Origin of the sequence: Yoonia sp., from assembly GCF_046498525.1 — a bacterium.
In the GTDB taxonomy this organism is placed as follows: Bacteria; Pseudomonadota; Alphaproteobacteria; order Rhodobacterales; family Rhodobacteraceae; genus Yoonia.
The window spans coordinates 1-18,803 of record NZ_JAWOAN010000032.1 but is presented as its reverse complement, the minus strand read 5'-3'; the positions used below and the strand labels follow the sequence as shown (position 1 = coordinate 18,803).

Sequence of the window (18,803 nt, the reverse complement as noted above, 5' to 3'; positions counted from 1 at the left end):
CGCGTTAGCATCGCGCCTACTCCTGTTACTCATTATTCGAACGACATTTACACAGCAGGTCTGGTTGGGACTGTGTGAAACATCTCAACCGTGTCCTTCTTTATAGGCAGAAAATTGCCACAAATAGTAATATTCTTCAAGAACAAACCGGCAATAAGCTGCATAAATTTGCACAATTCAGACAATATCTTGCCATTGTTGCGTAATCGGGGACTGCAATTCACCCAGACTTCATTTTCGATTTAGAGTTCGTTTACCAAGGCATAGCCCAGCATGGGGTCTTGGCGCAGCGAGCCCGAATCAAACCCCATCGTCCACAGCCAGTCTGACTGCAATGACCAGACCAGTGCGTCCTTCCCCTTGCAGCCCCGCGCTTTATATTGCATCCCCGAACAAAAGATTGATTGATTACGAAAAGGCGCAAAAGATGGCGGACGGTATGACTGACATGCAAGCTAAACCTACCGAAGATATTTCGGTCCGCGAAGTGTTCGGCATCGACAGCGAAATGAAGATCAAAGGTTTCGCTGACCGCACAGACCGCGTGCCAGAAATCGACAGCACCTATAAATTCGATCCTGACACGACTTTGGCGATCCTCGCCGGTTTTGGCTATAACCGCCGCGTCATGATCCAAGGCTACCACGGCACAGGCAAGTCGACCCATATCGAACAGGTCGCCGCGCGCCTGAACTGGCCCGCCGTGCGCGTGAACCTTGATAGCCACATCAGCCGGATCGATCTCATCGGCAAGGATGCCATCAAGCTGCGCGACGGCGTTCAGGTCACCGAATTCCACGAAGGCATCCTGCCATGGGCGCTACGCAACCCTGTTGCGATCGTTTTCGACGAATATGATGCTGGCCGGGCCGACGTTATGTTTGTGATCCAGCGTGTGCTGGAGGCAGACGGCAAGCTGACGCTGCTGGACCAGAACGAAATCATCACCCCGAATCCTTATTTCCGTCTGTTTGCAACAGCCAACACCGTCGGTCTGGGTGATACGACCGGCCTTTATCATGGCACGCAGCAGATCAACCAGGCGCAAATGGACCGCTGGTCGTTGGTCGCGACGCTGAACTATCTCAGCCATGATGCCGAAGCCGCGATCATCCTGTCGAAGTCGCCGCACTTCAACACGGAGAAGGGGCGCAGGACCATCAGCCAGATGGTCACGGTTGCTGATCTGACACGGACTGCGTTCATGAACGGTGATCTTTCGACAGTCATGTCACCCCGCACAGTGCTGGCATGGGCCGAAAACGCGCGTATCTTCCAAGATGTTGGCTATGCATTCCGCCTGTCATTCCTGAACAAATGTGATGAGCTGGAGCGCCAGACCGTGGCGGAGTTCTATCAGCGTTGCTTTGACGAAGAACTGCCCGAAAGCGCCGCCAGCCTGAGCTTGGGTTAAGGCGGAACAGTAGACCCCGCGACGCTTCTGGCAAGTCTGCAGGTTCCTGTTCCGGGGGCCGCGACAAACCCCTGTGTGCCGCCTTGTTGAAAAAGACAGTTGTCTTGGGGCGATGTGTTTTCTACCCATGATGTAGCAAAAACACCGAACCGGAGCAGACCCATGAAAATGAAGATTGGAACCCCGCTGCCTGACGATTATGTGGTCAGCCACGAAGACCTGGCCGAAACGGCTGCGACTTTGATTGCCCACACCCTGTTACCGATTTTTGCGGAAAACATGACTGAAGATGTCGCCAAAGCAAATGTTGAAGGCATTGTCACCGAACTGGCGTATCTTTTTGACGAAGGCGAGATCGAATTGGGCGGCAAGAAATTCCGCCCGCGGCTGGCCTTTGTTGATGAAAACGGCGCAATCTTGCCCGGCGCTGCCCAGCTGACGACGTTTCACCGGCTTGCCGAAGATCCGTTCGAGATCGCACCAGAGGCCGGTATCACATTTGAAGAGCCTGAATTCGTCGAAGAGTAGGTTTCCCTGACCGGGAGGACTGGTCTTTAGTCGTCTCCAGTTCTAGTTTGTGGCTAAGTAAAGGACCGCGCCATGAACAAACCATCCGACAATCCAGCCGATCCCTTCAAAAAAGCTTTGGCCGAAGCGACCAAAGTTATGGCGGATGACCCTGAACTGGCGGTCACCTATTCGGTCGACCCCGCAGGTCAGACTGCCGACACCATCCGCCTGCCGCAGGTCTCGCGTAGGATGACGCGTGAAGAGGTACTTCTGGCACGTGGCACGGCTGATGCCTTTGCCCTGCGCCACAAATTCCATGACCCTAAGGTTTCCTCACGCTACATGCCGCAAGGGCAGATGGCACAAGACCTGTACGAGGCGATGGAAACAGCCCGGATCGAGGCAGTGGGCGCGGAATATATGCCCGGTACTGCGGGTAACATCGACGCCAAGATCGGCGCGGAGGCGACGCGCAAGGGCTATGACCAGATCAACCAAGCCTCGGATGCGCCGTTGGCTGTCGCTGCGGGCTATCTTATCCGCCATCTGGCAACGGGGCGCGATCTGCCGAAGGGTGCGGACAACGTCATGGAACTATGGCGTGGGTTCATCGAAGATCACTGCGGTGGGACGCTGGAAAGCTTGTCTGATACACTGAACGACCAGCAGGCCTTTGCGAAATTCGCACGGCAACTGATTAGTGATCTGGGGTATGGCGATCAGTTGGGCGATGACCCCGACAGTCTTGATGATGATCAGGAAGACGAGGTCGAAGACGGTCAGGACGACGATCAGGAAGAGCCCGATAGCACAGGCGAGGATGACAGCGACGGCGAAGAGGCCGAAGGCACACCGGAGCAATCCCAGGAAGACCAGCAGGACGCAAGCCAGGCGCAGGTCAGCATGGACGACCAGGCCGACGCAGAGATGGGCGAAGAGGCGGATATGCCCGAAGGTGAAGCGCCTTTGGAGCCACCTGCCCCGCAGCCCGTTTCTGACGCTGATCCCGATTACCGCGTCTTTACAACCGAATTCGACGAAGAGATTTCGGCCGAAGATCTGGCAGAACCGGTCGAACTGGAACGCCTGCGTGCCTATCTGGATCAACAGCTTGAGCCGCTCAAAGGTGCTGTGTCACGGCTGGCGAATAAATTGCAGCGTCGCTTGCAGGCGCAACAAAACCGGTCTTGGGAGTTTGACCGCGAAGAGGGAATTCTTGACGCTGGGCGTCTGGCTCGCGTCGTTGCCTCGCCCACCACGCCGCTTTCCTTCAAGGTCGAGAAAGACACCGATTTCCGCGATACCGTGGTGACGCTTTTGTTGGACAACTCCGGTTCGATGCGAGGTCGCCCGATTTCGATTGCGGCCATTTGCGCCGACGTCATGGCGCGCACGCTGGAACGGTGCGATGTGAAGGTCGAGATTTTGGGCTTTACGACCAAGGCCTGGAAAGGCGGCCAGTCGCGCGAGAAATGGCTGGCAGAAGGCCGTGAGGCGACACCCGGTCGCCTTAATGACTTGCGCCATATCATCTACAAATCTGCCGATGCACCCTGGCGCCGGACCCGCCCCAATCTGGGGCTGATGATGAAAGAAGGCCTGCTGAAAGAAAACATCGACGGCGAGGCGCTGGAATGGGCGCACCGGCGCATCGTCGGGCGGCACGAGCAGCGCAAGATCCTGATGGTGATCTCGGATGGTGCGCCGGTAGACGATTCAACTTTGTCCGTTAACCCGGCGAATTATCTTGAAAAACACCTGCGTGATGTGATCGCGATGGTTGAAAAGCGCAAGGCGGTCGAACTGGTTGCAATCGGTATTGGCCATGATGTCACCCGTTACTACGAACGCGCCGTCACGATCACGGATGTCGAACAGCTTGCAGGTGCGATGACGGAACAACTGGCGAGCCTGTTTGACAGTGACCCACGCAAACGCGCCCGTGTGCTGGGAATGCGCAAAGCAAGCTGAAAGTAGCACGTTTCGGGCGCACGGATGCCCCTGCCGGTCCGTTTAAATAAATAAAAAAAGGATTTTTTTCATATATGTTTCAAAGATTTGAGGCGCAGTCTGCACCTGTTCAGGGGCCGCCACGACTGGCTGCCCTGCGGACATTGATGACGCAGCGTGGCTTTGATGCGTTTCTGGTGCCCCGCGCAGATGCCCATCAGGGTGAATACGTCGCCCCCCGGGACGCACGGTTGGAATGGTTGACCGGGTTTTCGGGATCTGCCGGATTTTGCGCTGTCCTAGCCGATATAGCAGGCGTGTTCATCGACGGGCGCTATCGCGTGCAGGTCCGTACGCAGGTTGCTGACGTCTATTCACCGGTCCATTGGCCGGAAACCCAGTTGGCCGATTGGTTGAAAGAACACCTGCCCAGCGGTGGCAGACTCGCCTATGATCCATGGCTGCATACCGTGTCGGAGATCGCAGGGTTACGCGAAAAACTGACAGGATTTGAACTGGTCGCGACGGATAATTTGGTGGACGCCATCTGGGAAGATCAGCCTTCCCCGCCTGATGCGCCCTTTACTGCTCATGCACCCGAGTATGCAGGCGAAACACATGACGCAAAACGCGCGCGACTGGTAGCTGCGATGAACGAAACAGCAGCCGTGCTGACTTTGCCGGACAGCATCGCGTGGTTGCTCAATATTCGCGGCTCGGACATTGCACGCAACCCGGTTCCACAGGCGTTTGCAATTTTGCATGACGACGGTCGCGTCGACCTTTTCGCAGGCGCAGGCAAGACCGATGACATTCGCGACCACCTCGGGCCGGATGTGGCCGTCCACGACATCGCGACCTTTCCCGCGGCTCTTGGGCATCTGCACGGCAAGGTGCTGATCGACAAGCGCACCTGCCCCGATATGGTCGCAACCGTACTCAAACTGACCGGGTGCGATGTGGTCGAGGGTCAGGACCCCTGCATCCTGCCCAAGGCGTGCAAGAATGAAACCGAAATCTCTGGCGCAAAAACAGCTCATGAGCGTGATGCGGTCGCGATGGTCCGATTTCTGGCGTGGCTGGATGCAGAGGCCCCAAAGGGCGGCCTGACCGAGATTGACGTTGTCAAAGCACTCGAGAGCTTTCGCACGCAAACCAATGCGTTGCGCGATATCAGTTTTGAAACCATTTGCGGGGCCGGACCACACGGCGCAATCGTCCATTACCGCGTCAGCGAAGAGACAAACCGCCCTGTTGTCCAAGGTGAATTATTACTGGTCGATAGCGGCGGACAATACGTTGACGGCACCACCGATATTACCCGCACCATGGCCATTGGCACGCCTGCGGACGACCACAAGGCCTGCTATACGCGCGTGCTGCAAGGGATGATCGCGATCAGTCGCATCCGCTTTCCGAAAGGTGTCGGAGGGCAGCATCTGGATGCACTGGCTCGTGCACCGCTGTGGCTGGTGGGACAAGACTATGATCATGGGACCGGCCACGGTGTTGGCAGCTATCTCAGCGTCCATGAAGGGCCACAAAGTATATCCCGCCGGTCGGACGTGACCCTGCAAAAGGGCATGATCCTGTCGAATGAACCCGGCTATTACCGCGAGGGCGCATTCGGAATCCGCATCGAAAACCTGCTTGTCGTCATGCCTGCCCCAGCCATGATTGGTGGCGATGATCGCGAAATGCTGGCGTTTGAAACCCTGACCTATGTGCCTTTCGATCGGCGGTTGATTGACACCACTTTGCTCGCCAATGCAGAACGGGACTGGATTGATCGTTATCATAGCGATACGTTGGCGCTTCTTGCTGACCGGTTGGACGAGCAGACACGCAATTGGCTGACCAAGGCTTGCGCACCGCTCTGACATCAAACTGTCACTTGGATTATTTAGGTTCATCCGGCTTGCCGGTTACTGACCATCTTAACGTAAAGGAAATCATCATGGCCGATCACATCAAAGTCCGCCCCGCGACCGGCACTTGGGTTGTGCGCGCTGCCGGCGCGGTCATCGGCGAAAGCACCAATGCACTTGAACTGGTCGAAGGCGACTATCCGCCTGTGATCTACTTTCCCCGCACCGACCTTGCGATGGCCTTTCTCGAGCCGACAGAGCTTCGTTCGCAATGCCCTTACAAGGGCGAGGCGAGTTATTTCACAATCGAAGCCAAGAGCGGTCCGATTGCCAATGCGGCATGGTCCTACGAAAACCCGGCAGAGGCTGTCGCGGCTATCAAGGATCACTTGGCGTTCTATTCGGAAAAAGTTGCGGTCGAGCAGGTCTAGGAGTGCTCTTCGGCTGCTGTCTCTGACAAGGCACGGTTCATGGCGAGCAAGGCGTCGACCTGAAACAGCGCACCCCACAATTCGGGTGGGGTATCCTCGCCACCCAGTGTGACTACGGGGATGAAACGGTGACCTCCCCTTTCAAACATCGGCATGGCTTGTTCCAGCGTGGCATTGCCATCAACGTAGATACCATCGCGCACAAGATCCCAGCAATCTTCTTCCGAGGCAGCGTTTTCGGCGTCCATCTTGCGCATGATCGTGGATACTTTGAAGGTTGCCAGAAGATACGCCTGAGGACCGGCGGCAAGATGTACATTGCGCCTTTCCAATTGGGTCAGAAAAAACGACCGGTCAACAAGACGCGATGACAAAGCGGTCGACAGCGAAACAGCGACCATCACGGCCAATCCTGTTTGCCAGTCCCCTGTCAATTCAAACACGATCAATGTCGTTGAAATCGGCGCACCGAGAACGGCTGCCGCAACAGCGCCCATGCCCGCCAGTGCGTAAAGTGTCCCGCTGCCTGAAACCGTCGGGAAGACGGCGGTCGATATGATGCCGAACGCGAGCCCTGTCAGCGCGCCGACCATCAGCGATGGTGAAAAAACACCGCCGCCCATGCGCCCGCCCATCGTGATCGCAACGGCGACTACCTTGAGAATCACGAAAACGATTGCCTCGTGCAGCAGCAATTCACCCGTCAGCGCGGCGGATGTCGTTTCATAACCGACACCAATGATATGCGGCCACCAGATAGCCAGACCGCCCAGTAATGCACCGGCAATCGCCGGACGCAGGTAACGCGGGATGCCGGCCTCGCGTTGGACGTAATTGCCAAAGTCCTCGGCCCAGAAGATTGCCTTCATCAGGACAACGGCGACAAGACCACACACCAACCCAAGGATAAGAAAGGCCGGCAGTTCCACATAAAAGCCCAAGGCGTTCTGCACGGGCAGCACAAATTCGGTGACATCACCAAAGACCAGACGATTGATCACCGTCCCCACTGCCGAAGCGATCACGATCGGTGCAAAGGCATGAACTGCGAAATGGCGCAGAACCACCTCCAGCGCAAAAAGTGCCCCTGCAATGGGCGCATTGAAGCTGGCGGATACCGCTGCGGCAACGGCACATCCCAGCAAATCGCGTCCGGTAATACCGTTGGCGTTGATCCACCGACAAATGCCGGTCGAAATCACAGCGGCCAGATGCACGACGGGACCCTCGCGCCCGGACGAGCCTCCGGTTGAGAGAGTAATCATCGACGCAGCGGCGGAGGCCAACCCGCGCCTGACCTCGACGCGGCCCTCAGCCAAGGCCGCGCCTTCGATCACATCGGCAACAGATCGTACCCGCCCGTCATCGGTGAACCGATCCAATATGAGCCCCACGATCAGTCCGCCGCATATCGGGATCAGCAAGATCTGATACCATGCAAGCCCAGCAGCAAAGGAGTGCAGTGTCAGCACATCGTCGGTGCCATAGGCGGTTGTCTGTATGGCATAGATCCCGAGTCGGAACAGAACGGCTGCCAGCCCTGCGGCAATCCCGATCGCCAGAGCGATGAACCAGAACTGGATCTGATTGGGGCCATGTGTCTTCATGACCCGCGCGGCATCACGGAACGCCAGTGTTGCGTCAGCAATTCCTTGCTTTAGCAACGCTTTGACTGGCATGCCCATTTGGTTTGCTTTCTTGCAAGCGGCCCGACGCTATCGAATTCCTTTGAAGGGCGCACCCCCCGGCATCTTCAGGTCTATTTGATGCTTTGGTCGCTTCCAAGCATAAAGTCGAATTGCGGACCAGCGCAAACCCGCAGTCGGGGTTTTAGAAGTATTACCTCGGCAAATGGCAATCCTCACGACAGATTCCGCATCAGCCTTTGGGCAGGTTTGCAAAGACTACCACACCCTCATGCTACCTATAGGGGCATTATATGGTGAAAGTTACGTAGCGGAACTATTTCGCAGGCAGATGGCTGAATTGCCGCTCAATGAAATGTTTTGACTTGATTTCATAGCAATTTTTTACGATTTTTTCAACAATACACCTATAAAAAAGGATATTTTTGACCGATTTAAATCAATTCTTGATAGTTATGTATGAAATTCTGACATACTTTGGTATAGGTTGATATAGCGGGCCTTTCACTGCTACTGTCACCGCCAGAGGTGTGTGGCGCCTCATTGGTTAGTGAGTATTCAAAGCCTGACCTGCATTATCGCAATGAGTGCTTTTTAAAGAGTGGGGCTTTTCTAGCGCCTCTAAGAATGAACTGTGCGTATCGAGGAGGTGAGTGGCCGAGATGCGCTGGTATGAGTGGGATTGGTAACCGGTAAAAGTTCAGGGCGTCGCATTCTTGCGGCGCCCATCTTTTTTCAGGTCTTGATCAACGCGCGGGCGGCATCTCTTGCAGCCTCAGTCACGGTATCACCAGAGAGCATCCGCGCGATCTCGTCAACGCGCGCAGATGCATCGAGGGCAACAACCGTCGATCGGGTCTCATCGCGGGTTTGCTGTTTTTCCACGCGCCAATGATGGCCGCCCAAAGCTGCAACCTGCGGTGAGTGCGTCACCACAAGAACCTGTCCCTCTGCGGCCAATTCAGCCAGACGCCGCCCGACTGCATCGGCCGTCGCTCCGCCAACGCCGCGGTCGATTTCGTCAAAGATCATCGTAAGACCGCTGGCATCTTGAGTCAGACAGACCTTGAGTGCCAAAAGAAAGCGGCTGAGTTCGCCCCCAGAGGCAATTTTGTTGAGTGGCCCCGCCGGGGCGCCGGGGTTTGTGGCGACCGTGAAGGCCACAACATCTTTCCCCTCTGGTCCGGGTTGATCGGCCTCGGACATCATCGTCGCAAAGACGGCACGTTCCATCTTGAGCGGCGCAAGCTCTTTGGCCATCGCGGCATCCAGTTGTTTAGCCGCCTTTTGCCGCTTGACGCGCAATGCAATCGCAGCTTCATCATAGGCGGCCTGTGCTGCCTGAACGGAAGCTGTCAAAGCGGCCATGTCGCGGGCGCCATCATCCAACACAGCCAAGCGGCCACGCAGATCATCGGCAAAGTTGCGCAGGTCATCGGGAAGGACGTTGTGTTTGCGCGCCAGTCCACGGATGGCGAAAAGGCGTTCCTCCACATCTTCCAGTTCCGAGGTGTTGAACGACAAAGCATCCAGACAATCCGCAACCCCGCGCTGCGCATCATCAAGGCCCAAAAGGACACGTTCAATGGCTGCAAGCGGTCCATCAAGGCGACCCTCAGCGTCATCGGCAACATCTTGCAGCCAGCGCGAGGCGTCGCCAACCATGCCTTCCGCCCCTTGCAGCCCCAGTGCCTCTGCGGCCTTGGAAATGTCGGCGCGGATCTTCTCTGCGGCCTGCATCAATCGCCGCTGGGTATCCAGCGTCGCTTCCTCCCCTTCTTCGGGTGCAAGAGCATCCAGCTCGGATACCGCATGGCGCAGGAAATCTTCTTCCGCGCGAACCTGTGCGATTTTTGCTTCTGAGGCTGTCAGATCCCGTTGTGCCGCAGTCAGCGCACGCCAATTCTGGCGGGTCTTGTCCACAGCCGCTGTCAAACCGGCATAGCTGTCAAGCATCTGACGGTGTCCACGCGGGTTCAACAAACCGCGGTCGTCATGCTGCCCATGCAGTTCCACCAATGTTTCTGACAAATTCCGCAGTACTTCACCACTGACGCGGCGGTCATTGATCCACGCGGTTTTGCGTCCGTCGCGCGTGTTGATCCGGCGCAGGATCAGCTCGTCCTCGACACCGATGCCTGCTTCCTGCAGAACCGCATGGGCAGGATGCCCGAGCGGAATGTCAAACCAAGCTGTCACCTCGCCCTGCTCGGCGCCTTGCCGCACAAGTTCGGCGCGGCCCCGCCAGCCCAGCACGAAGCCCAAAGCATCCAGCAAGATGGATTTACCCGCGCCGGTTTCACCTGTCAGCACATTCAAACCGGGCTGGAACGCAAGTTCCAACCGGTCGATAATCAGCATATCCCTGATGTCTAAGCCACGGAGCATGTCAGAGCCCAAAGGGCGGGGATGCCCCCGCGATGATTACAGCCACTCACCACGCAGCACCTGCCGGTAAATCGACGACAGCCAGTTGTCACCTGCGGCATCAGCCGTCAGGCCTTTGCCGGTGAGCAGCGCAAAGCTTGCCTCGTACCATTCGCTGGACTGATAATTATAGCCAAGAATCGCACCGGCGGTTTGCGCCTCTTCTATCAGACCCAAAGACAGGTAGCTTTCGACCAGACGGTGCAGCGCCTCTGGCGTATGTGACGTTGTCTGGAAGTCCTCGACCACCGTACGGAACCGGTTGACTGCCGCCACGTAGTTGCCGCGCTTGAGATAGTAGCGCCCGATCTCCATCTCCTTGGCTGCCAGATGGTCGAACGCCAGATCAAATTTCAACACCGATGCCCGTGCGTATTCACTGTCCGGGTATTGCTCGATCACGCGGCGAAGCGCCTGCAGCGCCTGAAATGTCAGGCCCTGATCGCGACCGACCTCGTCAATCTGGTCATAATAAGACAACGCCAGAAGGTAAGCAGCATAGGCCGCGTCTTCTTCGGCGGGATAAAAATCAAGATAGCGCTGCGAAGATGCCCGGCTGTTGGGGTAATCTTCATCGCGGTGATAGGCAAAAGCCTGCATGATCAAGGCGCGTTGGGCAAATTCCGAATAGGGGTAAAGCCGTTCGATCTCGCCAAACGTGAACGCAGCATCATCTGGGTTGCCGCGGTCAAGCTGACGCTCGCCACGTTCAAAGATCGCCTGTGCAGACAGCGCATCAAGGGGCTCGCCGCCACGCTCGCTGTTGCTGCATGCGGCCAAAACGGCCAAGCTGATCGCTGCGCCAAAACGGAAAATCCAACGGCTGGCATCGCCCTTTTTGACTGACATTTTCGCGTCCTCACTCACACTTGACTGCATGGCCACAGGGATGGGCCACAGCGCCTACGCATCGGTCTAGCATAGAAAAATCGGGGGCAAAATGCCTTTTGACCCCTTAGCGATCAACTGTCAGTGGACTTGGATCAGGCGACAGCTTCAAGGTCAGCCAAGCTGATGCCAACGCCCGGCAGGCGCGCCGCAATTCTTGCATCACATTGAACGTAGCGCCAGGCATCCGGCTGATCGAACAAAGCCCGCAAAAGCTTGTTTGTCATCGCATGACCGGCGCGCAACCCGACATAGCGGCCAAGAATCGGCGCGCCTGCGGTGTAAAGATCACCCAAGGCGTCCAGCATCTTGTGCCGCACGGCTTCGTCCGCATGACGCAATCCCCCCGGCGTGAGGACCTTTTCACCGTCAACCACAACGGCATTTTCGACAGTGCCACCCAGTGCAAGACCATTGGCACGCATCACAGCAACATCCGCAGACCGACAGAAGGTGCGGCTGTCGCAAAGTTCACGTACGAAAGCCCCATTGGCCATGTTCAGCAATTTGCGCTGGCGACCGATTGCTGCATCGGCAAAATCTATCTCGAATTCGATCTGAAGAGTCGTCGCCGGTGAAAGCCTGGCGCTTGCCGCACCATCCGACACTGCGACATCGCGCAGAATTTCGATTGCCTGCAACGGTGCAGACAGGCGGCGCAGGCCTGCAGCGACGATGCCGCGCACAAAACTCACCGCACTCCCGTCAAGAATCGGGACCTCAGGACCATCGACATCAATCAAAGCGTTATGCACGCCGCAGCCCGCAAGGGCTGCCATCAAATGCTCGATTGTCGAAACTGTAACACCGTCGGCGTTGCCAAGCCGCGTGTTCAACGGAGAAATGATCACATCGCGAAAATCGGCAGGCAGGGTTGGTCGCCCGGTCAAGTCCGTGCGCCGAAAGACAATGCCCGTATTCGCCGCTGCAGGATGCAAAACAACATCCACCGCCAGTCCGGAGTGCAGACCAGTGCCTTGAAAGGTAACATTGCTTTTCAGTGTCGTTTGCACGCGAATTTCACCCTTGCAGCATTTTTGCCATTAACTCCAACTACGGCGCGAAGGCTGATCTCTCAACTCACTCTTTGCGACGGTCTGAAACACTTGTGTTACAAACTGCGACAATACGTCAGGTCACCCTCCAATATCCTGATAATAATAGAAAAAGGCCGCATACTTGCGGCCCTTTCCAATGCGTCAACGTTACGTCAATGCAACATATCTTGTTGGATCAATTCGCCTGACGGCGCAGGAATGCAGGAATTTCGATCTTTTCCTGATCGTCGTTCTGCTCAGCCTCCTGATGGATCGCGGTCACTTGTGGCTGCGTGCGGGCCTGCTGTTGCGGCCCTGCTTCGGCTTGCGCACCCGTCATCCGGTTGATCAAGGAATTGATCCCGAAGCGGGGCTTGTCAGCCTCGAGATGTGCAGATGGGCCCGCTGCCGGCTGCTGTTGCGGCGCGTTCCTATTGGGCGCACGGTTCACTGCGGCTTGCAGACGCGCCAGTGCCTCTGGTGATGGCGTGCCTGGCGCAGACGCGCGCGGTGCGACAAAGTTGTCGGCCTCTGTCAAAGCAGGCTCGGCGCGCGGCGTATAGGCAGGGGGTGGCAGATCATCTGCGGCGGTGTGCTGGGGTGCTGGCTGATAAGCGACAGCCGGTTTTGCAGGCGCATCAAGGTTTTCGAACAATGTGCGCTCTTGCGCCACCGGTTGCGGCGCTGGTTCTGCAACGGCTGCAGGTACTTCCTCGTGTGCTTCCTCGACAACTGCAACCACTTCTGCAGCAGGTGCAAGCGGCGCGGCCATGGAACGGCGCGGTACGGGTGTTTCCGATCGCTTGGCCAAGGCATCGATCCCTGTCGCAACGACAGAAACCCGCATCCGGCCTTCCATACCCGGATCGAGCGTCGAACCAACGATGATATTCGCATCGCCATCGACCTTTTCGCGGATTTTGTTGGCCGCCTCGTCCAGCTCGAACAGTGTCAGATCATAGCCACCGGTGATGTTGATCAGCACGCCCTTGGCACCTTCCAGCGAAATTTCGTCCAGAAGCGGGTTGGCGATCGCTTTCTCTGCAGCCTGAATGGCGCGGTTTTCGCCTTCGGCTTCGCCGGTTCCCATCATCGCCTTGCCCATCTCGTCCATCACAGCGCGGACATCTGCAAAGTCGAGGTTGATCAGACCGGGGCGGACCATCAGGTCGGTCACACCTTTTACGCCCTGATAAAGAACATCGTCGGCAAGCGCGAAAGCTTCGGTGAAAGTAGTGTTTTCATTGGCCAGACGGAACAGGTTCTGGTTTGGAATGATGATCAGCGTGTCGACAACTTTCTGAAGGGCTTCAACGCCTTCTTCAGCTTGCTTCATGCGCTTGGCACCTTCGAACTGGAAGGGCTTTGTCACAACACCGACGGTCAGAACACCCAGTTCGCGGGCGGCCTGCGCGATGATTGGCGCGGCCCCTGTTCCGGTGCCTCCGCCCATACCGGCGGTGATAAAGCACATATGCGCACCTGCCAGATGATCGACAATCTGTTCGATGCTTTCTTCGGCAGCGGCGGCCCCGACAGAGGCACGAGCACCTGCACCCAGCCCTTCGGTCACCTTCAGACCCATCTGGATCTTCGCCCCGGCGCGCGATTGCTGCAATGCCTGCGCGTCAGTGTTCGCAACAACGAACTCGGTCCCGTCAAGCTCTTGCTCGATCATGTTGTTCACAGCGTTGCCGCCTGCACCGCCGACGCCAAACACTGTAATGCGTGGTTTCAGTTCGTCGTGCCCTGGAAGGGAGAGATTCAAAGTCATAACTCAATCCGCCTGTTTTTATTGCCCGTGCCCGCGGGCGGTTACTGCCTATTAAGATTCACATTAACGAAGTGATGCCGAAAGGTCACGACAAAAACACAAAATGACCACCAAATCTGGACAAAAAACTTTGCCTACCCGCGTCATTTCGACAGACCAGCAAGATCTTGCGCATTACCAGTTGTCCTTAAACCACTTCACGGCCCTTTTGAGTGATCGGGCCGGATAATTTTCTGCCGGAATTTCGAAATCCCACCATTCGTCCTGCGGGTTCGCCGCGAATAGCGTGAGTCCGACCGCACTTGAAAACGCCGGGCCAATAGCCGCTTGCGGCAGTCCCTGCACGCGCAGCGGACGCCCCAGACGCACGTGTTGACCGAGGATTTTGCTGGCTAACCCATCAAGCCCCGGAATCTGGCTGCCCCCGCCCGTCAGGACAATCTGCTGGCCGGGCAGATGCTCGAAACCGGCCGCATCAAGTCGCTCGCGCACCTCTTCCAGAATCTCTTCGACGCGCGGTCGCATGATGCCGATCAGTTCTGCACGGCTCACGGTGCGCCGGTCGTGTTCCCAGTCGCCCGTGTCGCCGCCAATCTCGATCATCTCGCGGTCATCCATACCGGTGGCGACGACGCCGCCATAGAATGTCTTAATGCGCTCCGCGGTAGACATCGGAATTTGCAGCCCCATAGAGATATCAGAGGTAACGTGATCACCGCCCATGCGCACCGAATCCGCATATATCATGTGTTTTTTCATGAATACCGACAGGCCGGTCGTGCCGCCGCCCAAATCAATACAGGCCGCGCCCAACTCCTGCTCATCCTCAACCAGTGAAGACATGCCAGAGGCATAGGCAGAGGACGCGATACCGGCCAGTTCCAGATCGCATCGCTTGATACAGTAGAAGATATTCTGGATTGCCGTCGCATCCACCGTCAGCATATGCATGTCGGTCTTCAACTCGTTGCCGATCTGACCGCGCGGGTCGGCAAGACCGGACCGGTGATCAAGCGCAAAGTTCACCGGTTGCGCATGTAAGACTTCGCGATCCGCGCCATAACCCGGCACATCGCAGGACGCCATAACCTGGCTGATATCCTGTTCGGTGACCATGCCACCGGCCACATTCAACGTACCGTCCAGACCATATGACCGCGGACGCGCACCGGACAGACAGGCAATCACGTGATCCACACGCACATTTGCCATCTTCTGCGCGGCCTGCACTGCAGTCCGAATGGCCCGTTCGGTCTCTTGCATCGCGTCGATTTCGCCAAAACGGACGCCGCGCGACCGCGTCGTGGCGGCACCGATCACACGGAACTGGGATTGTCCGGCCAGCGAGCCAACCCCGTCACGGCTGCGAAACTGCTCGGGGCCGTCGAAGCGCAGCACCAGACATGCGATCTTGGATGTGCCGACATCAAGAATGGCGACAACGCCCCGCTGCATCGCCGCCTTGCGCATTTGCCGCATTGCCCGTTGGCTGTCGTAAAGGTCGCCCATCTAGTTACCTGCCCCATTTTCCATTGTTGTTGTATTCACGCGGCGCAGTGCGTCTGCCGCTTCTTCGTTCATCCGCAGCGTCGGCCTTACGGCGTTGCGCATGTCCACGACTGCCACATCACGGCTGAGCATGTCTTGCGCATCGTTAAGCGCGATCACCCGGTCCAGCGCCGACACCGGATCATCACCCGGCAAAAGAATACGTTGGTCCCGATCCAGCACCATATCCCACCGCCGTTCTCCCATGCGGACCAGACCGCGCACGCGGTCGATCAACGGGCCGGCACCGGCAAACAGGTTCAATGCCTCATCAATGTTCTCTTCCGCGCCGTCACCCGCGATCAACGGCAGATCAAACCGTTCGGCGCGTGCGGTCATTTGACCTGACGGCACACCATCCGCATCGATCAGGCGCAAGGTCGCGCCATCGCGCCACAGCGCGACCGGCACACGCGGGGTCAGCTCCACGTTCAACGCACCACCCTGCCCAACCCGGACGCTGGCAGACTTGATGGGATCAAGAGCTTCGATGTCCGCGCGTATCTTTTCCAGATCGAGGTCAAAAGACGAAACGGGAAATTTATCCGGCAACAGCGCGGCGACTTCTGTCATGGCGGTCAGATCGCCACCGGACACTTTCATCGTTTGCACCATGAACTGAGGGCGGTGTTGAAAGCTCTGCCTGGTTTCTTCGATTGTCGCAGACAACGCAGCGCGGTTCTCTGGCTTGGCGTACCATGAGCCCGCGATCACCATGATCAAAAGGATCGGAACGCCGGTCCGGACCATGCTCCGAAATCCCGGGGTCAGCATCAACCGCTGATAACGATAGCCCAGCCGTGACGGGGCAGGATCGCGCGGTGCCGCGTCGGGAACGGTGCGGCGGATCAGCGATCGCATGATGCGTCCTCCACCATCCAGCGGCAGAACTCGGGGAAGGAAATGCCGACATGTGCCGCCTGCTCGGGAGTGAGCGAGGTCGGGGTCATGCCGGGCTGGGTGTTTGTCTCAAGCAGGATCAAACCATCAAGGCCGCGCGCCTCATCCCAACGGAAATCGGTACGGCTTATACCGCGACAACCAAGTGCACGATGTGCGCGCAGGGCATATTCCATGCAAGCGTCGAAGATTTCGGAAGGTACGTTTGCGGGCAATTCGTGGCGTGATCCGCCAGGGGCATATTTTGCGTGATAGTCGTACCAACCGTCGGTTATGATATCGGTTACCGTCAATGGCCGGTCTCCCATGACGGTGGTGGTAAGCTCGCGTCCCGGCGCGAAGGCTTCGACCATGACCTCGGCGGGCATGTCATCGGCCAGTTGCGGCGGTCCGTTCGCATCTTCGCCCACGATGTAGATGCCAACGCTCGACCCTTCGTTATATGGCTTCACCACATAGGGCGGCGGTATGACATGGGCCGCGCGCACGGCATCGGCGGGTGCCAGAATACTATCGACGACAGGCAACCCTACCTTGCGGTACACATCCTTGGTGCGCTGTTTGTCGAGAGTCAGGGCCGAAGCAAGAATGCCGGAGTGCGTATAGGGAATTTGCAGCCATTCAAGCACCCCCTGAATCGCGCCATCTTCGCCCCAACGACCGTGGAGAGCGTTGAAAACAACGTCAGGGGCGATATCAAGCAGTCGTGCAGCCACGTCGGGGCCTGCATCGACCTCGATCACGTCACATCCTGCGTCCCGTAAAGCTGCCGCACATTCACGACCTGAACTAAGCGAAACTTCACGTTCCACCGAGGGGCCGCCCATGAGGACAACAACTTTCGGGCTTGCCCTGCTCGACATACCCTACCGCCTTTTTTGCGGGCCTTTTGCGACCCGTCGTTCGTTTTGATCCTTGCCTTGGATCATGACCTTTTGGTCTTTTTAAACGATGTCCGCATCACTCCGATGACCGACCCGTTTGATTTCCCACTGTAGCTCAATCCCTTGGCTAGCGTAAACCTTTTTCCGCACCAACTCGCCCAAATCCTCAAGATCGGCGGCGGTGGCATTGTCTGCGTTTGTCAGAAAATTGGAATGTTTGGTGTTCATCACGGCACCGCGAAGGCGCGCGCCGCGCATGCCTGCGTTGTCGATCACCTTCCACGCCTTCAGATCATGCACATCATCGACCTGCCCTGTTGACGAAAAGCCGGCCGGATTGCGGAAGGTCGAGCCCGCTGTCCGGTCCTTGGTGGGTTGGGTTTCGTCCCGTTTGGCAAGCTGATCGGTCATGCGCTGATGCAACATCGCGGGGTCCGCATGGGGCGGCGTCATCGTGGCGGAAACGATCATGTAATTCAGCTATATCAATTTCTAGATTTTTATCAAATTTTAATAAAAGGGAAAAGAGAAATAGTAACATCCTATTCAGAAGAGCCATCGGAAGTAAAGAAAAGTCCGAAGCGAAAAGGAATGCTGCCGGGAGGAGGAGCAACAGAAAGAAGAGTCCGGTACTGATCCGTTTCCGCCTGATTGGCTGCAAAACCCTCAAACCGTATCCGTAAATCCAAATATCTTCCTGAAACATATTGAAATACAAAATACCGAGGAAAGATGTGAGTAAGGTTAAAACGGCAAAAATAAGGAACAGGCCATTGACCGCGGTGTCCAGAATCCAAAGAAGAATCAGCGAAAAGAAAATCAAAGCAATAAAAAAAAGAAACATTCTACGAGTTCGGATTATGGTAGCAAGGACCTCCCTGGTGATGCCGCCACTTTCACTTAATTTGCTCCTCAGGGAGTTACCGGACCTGGATCCCATAATTTTCAGCAGTTTTTCATGCTCTCGGAAACAGTTATGAAGGATAAATGAAAAGTACCACTGTAAAATAATGAGAAACAGAAAAAGTATCTTGTGTCCTGTGGGATAAAAATTGTGCGGGAAGCTGTTTAAGCCGGGCAGGGATAATAAAAAGTAACTGAGAATAAGAATAATTACGATCTCTCTGAAGCGGGCCAGTCCATCGGCGTGCTCACGGCTCAAGGTATTTCCCAGATACCACTCACTGAAAGCGGTCAGGAACAGCAGAATATAGAGGTGTCCCGGTATGGTCACTAACAAGGGAAATATATGGGTGATCAGAAGAGTAACAAACACAACTGCAAAAAAAGGAACTACTGTCAAAATTATTTCAAACACCAACCAGCTCCTTTTCAGAAGAATTTGATGTGAGTTTGAACTGAGTTTGATGTGAGTTTGATGTGAGTTTGATCAGTCTCTGATGAGAAGATCAGTCACCGCAGAAACGTTCTGAAAAATGGGATATTCCGATTAGAAGAAAAAGTCGGAGACTGCCGCAGAATGACCCATCCCAAATAGTGTGACATCCGGATGCTGATCAATTATG

13 protein-coding genes and 1 pseudogene are annotated in these 18,803 nt (G+C 56.4%); 5 read left to right on the top strand and 9 right to left on the bottom strand.

Annotated elements, in window-relative coordinates; all coding sequences use genetic code 11:
- Positions 1-427 precede the first annotated feature (427 nt).
- From cobS to R6T97_RS02295, 5 genes are all read left to right on the top strand, one after another.
- Entirely contained in the window at positions 428-1,414 is a 987-nt protein-coding gene (cobS, locus tag R6T97_RS02315) for a cobaltochelatase subunit CobS (protein WP_410347697.1), read from the top strand.
- A 162-nt stretch (positions 1,415-1,576) separates the two neighbouring features.
- Complete coding sequence (locus R6T97_RS02310; RefSeq protein WP_410347696.1) at positions 1,577-1,942, top strand: hypothetical protein; 366 nt, start codon at positions 1,577-1,579, stop codon at positions 1,940-1,942.
- 72 nt (positions 1,943-2,014) lie between these two features.
- Positions 2,015-3,895 carry a cobaltochelatase subunit CobT gene (gene cobT / locus R6T97_RS02305; protein ID WP_410347695.1) on the top strand — a complete coding sequence of 627 codons (1,881 nt, stop codon included), beginning with the start codon at positions 2,015-2,017 and terminating at the stop codon, positions 3,893-3,895.
- Positions 3,896-3,969: 74 nt separating this feature from the next.
- On the top strand, positions 3,970-5,754 hold the full coding sequence (locus R6T97_RS02300) for an aminopeptidase P family protein (protein WP_410347694.1): 1,785 nt from the start codon (positions 3,970-3,972) through the stop codon (positions 5,752-5,754).
- A 77-nt stretch (positions 5,755-5,831) separates the two neighbouring features.
- Positions 5,832-6,173, top strand: a complete 342-nt coding sequence (locus tag R6T97_RS02295) for a DUF427 domain-containing protein (protein ID WP_410347693.1) — start codon at positions 5,832-5,834, stop codon at positions 6,171-6,173.
- On the opposite strand, the gene R6T97_RS02290 is transcribed toward R6T97_RS02295, so the two are convergent.
- The 9 genes and pseudogenes from R6T97_RS02290 to R6T97_RS02250 all read right to left on the bottom strand — a co-directional run.
- Positions 6,170-7,858, bottom strand: coding sequence for a chloride channel protein (locus R6T97_RS02290; protein ID WP_410347692.1), 1,689 nt, complete (start codon positions 7,856-7,858; stop codon positions 6,170-6,172). The two genes, R6T97_RS02295 and R6T97_RS02290, sit on opposite strands and share 4 nt — an antisense overlap.
- Positions 7,859-8,554: 696 nt before the next feature.
- Positions 8,555-10,207 (bottom strand): DNA repair protein RecN, encoded by a 1,653-nt coding sequence (recN, locus tag R6T97_RS02285; RefSeq protein ID WP_410347691.1) that lies wholly within the window; start codon positions 10,205-10,207, stop codon positions 8,555-8,557.
- A 36-nt stretch (positions 10,208-10,243) separates the two neighbouring features.
- Positions 10,244-11,095, bottom strand: a complete 852-nt coding sequence (locus R6T97_RS02280; protein ID WP_410347690.1) for an outer membrane protein assembly factor BamD — start codon at positions 11,093-11,095, stop codon at positions 10,244-10,246.
- Positions 11,096-11,229: 134 nt separating this feature from the next.
- Positions 11,230-12,147, bottom strand: coding sequence for a UDP-3-O-acyl-N-acetylglucosamine deacetylase (gene lpxC / locus R6T97_RS02275; protein WP_410347689.1), 918 nt, complete (start codon positions 12,145-12,147; stop codon positions 11,230-11,232).
- Between the two features lie 220 nt (positions 12,148-12,367).
- Positions 12,368-13,945 (bottom strand): cell division protein FtsZ, encoded by a 1,578-nt coding sequence (gene ftsZ, locus R6T97_RS02270; RefSeq protein ID WP_410347688.1) that lies wholly within the window; start codon positions 13,943-13,945, stop codon positions 12,368-12,370.
- A 174-nt stretch (positions 13,946-14,119) separates the two neighbouring features.
- Positions 14,120-15,454, bottom strand: a complete 1,335-nt coding sequence (gene ftsA, locus R6T97_RS02265; protein WP_410347687.1) for a cell division protein FtsA — start codon at positions 15,452-15,454, stop codon at positions 14,120-14,122.
- Positions 15,455-16,354, bottom strand: a complete 900-nt coding sequence (locus R6T97_RS02260; RefSeq protein ID WP_410347686.1) for a cell division protein FtsQ/DivIB — start codon at positions 16,352-16,354, stop codon at positions 15,455-15,457.
- Complete coding sequence (locus R6T97_RS02255; RefSeq protein WP_410347698.1) at positions 16,342-17,220, bottom strand: D-alanine--D-alanine ligase; 879 nt, start codon at positions 17,218-17,220, stop codon at positions 16,342-16,344. Before R6T97_RS02255 ends, R6T97_RS02260 begins: the two co-directional genes overlap by 13 nt.
- A gap of 117 nt (positions 17,221-17,337) precedes the next feature.
- Positions 17,338-17,748: pseudogene (locus tag R6T97_RS02250) on the bottom strand (UDP-N-acetylenolpyruvoylglucosamine reductase); the annotation flags it as partial.
- Positions 17,749-18,803: the final 1,055 nt, after the last annotated feature.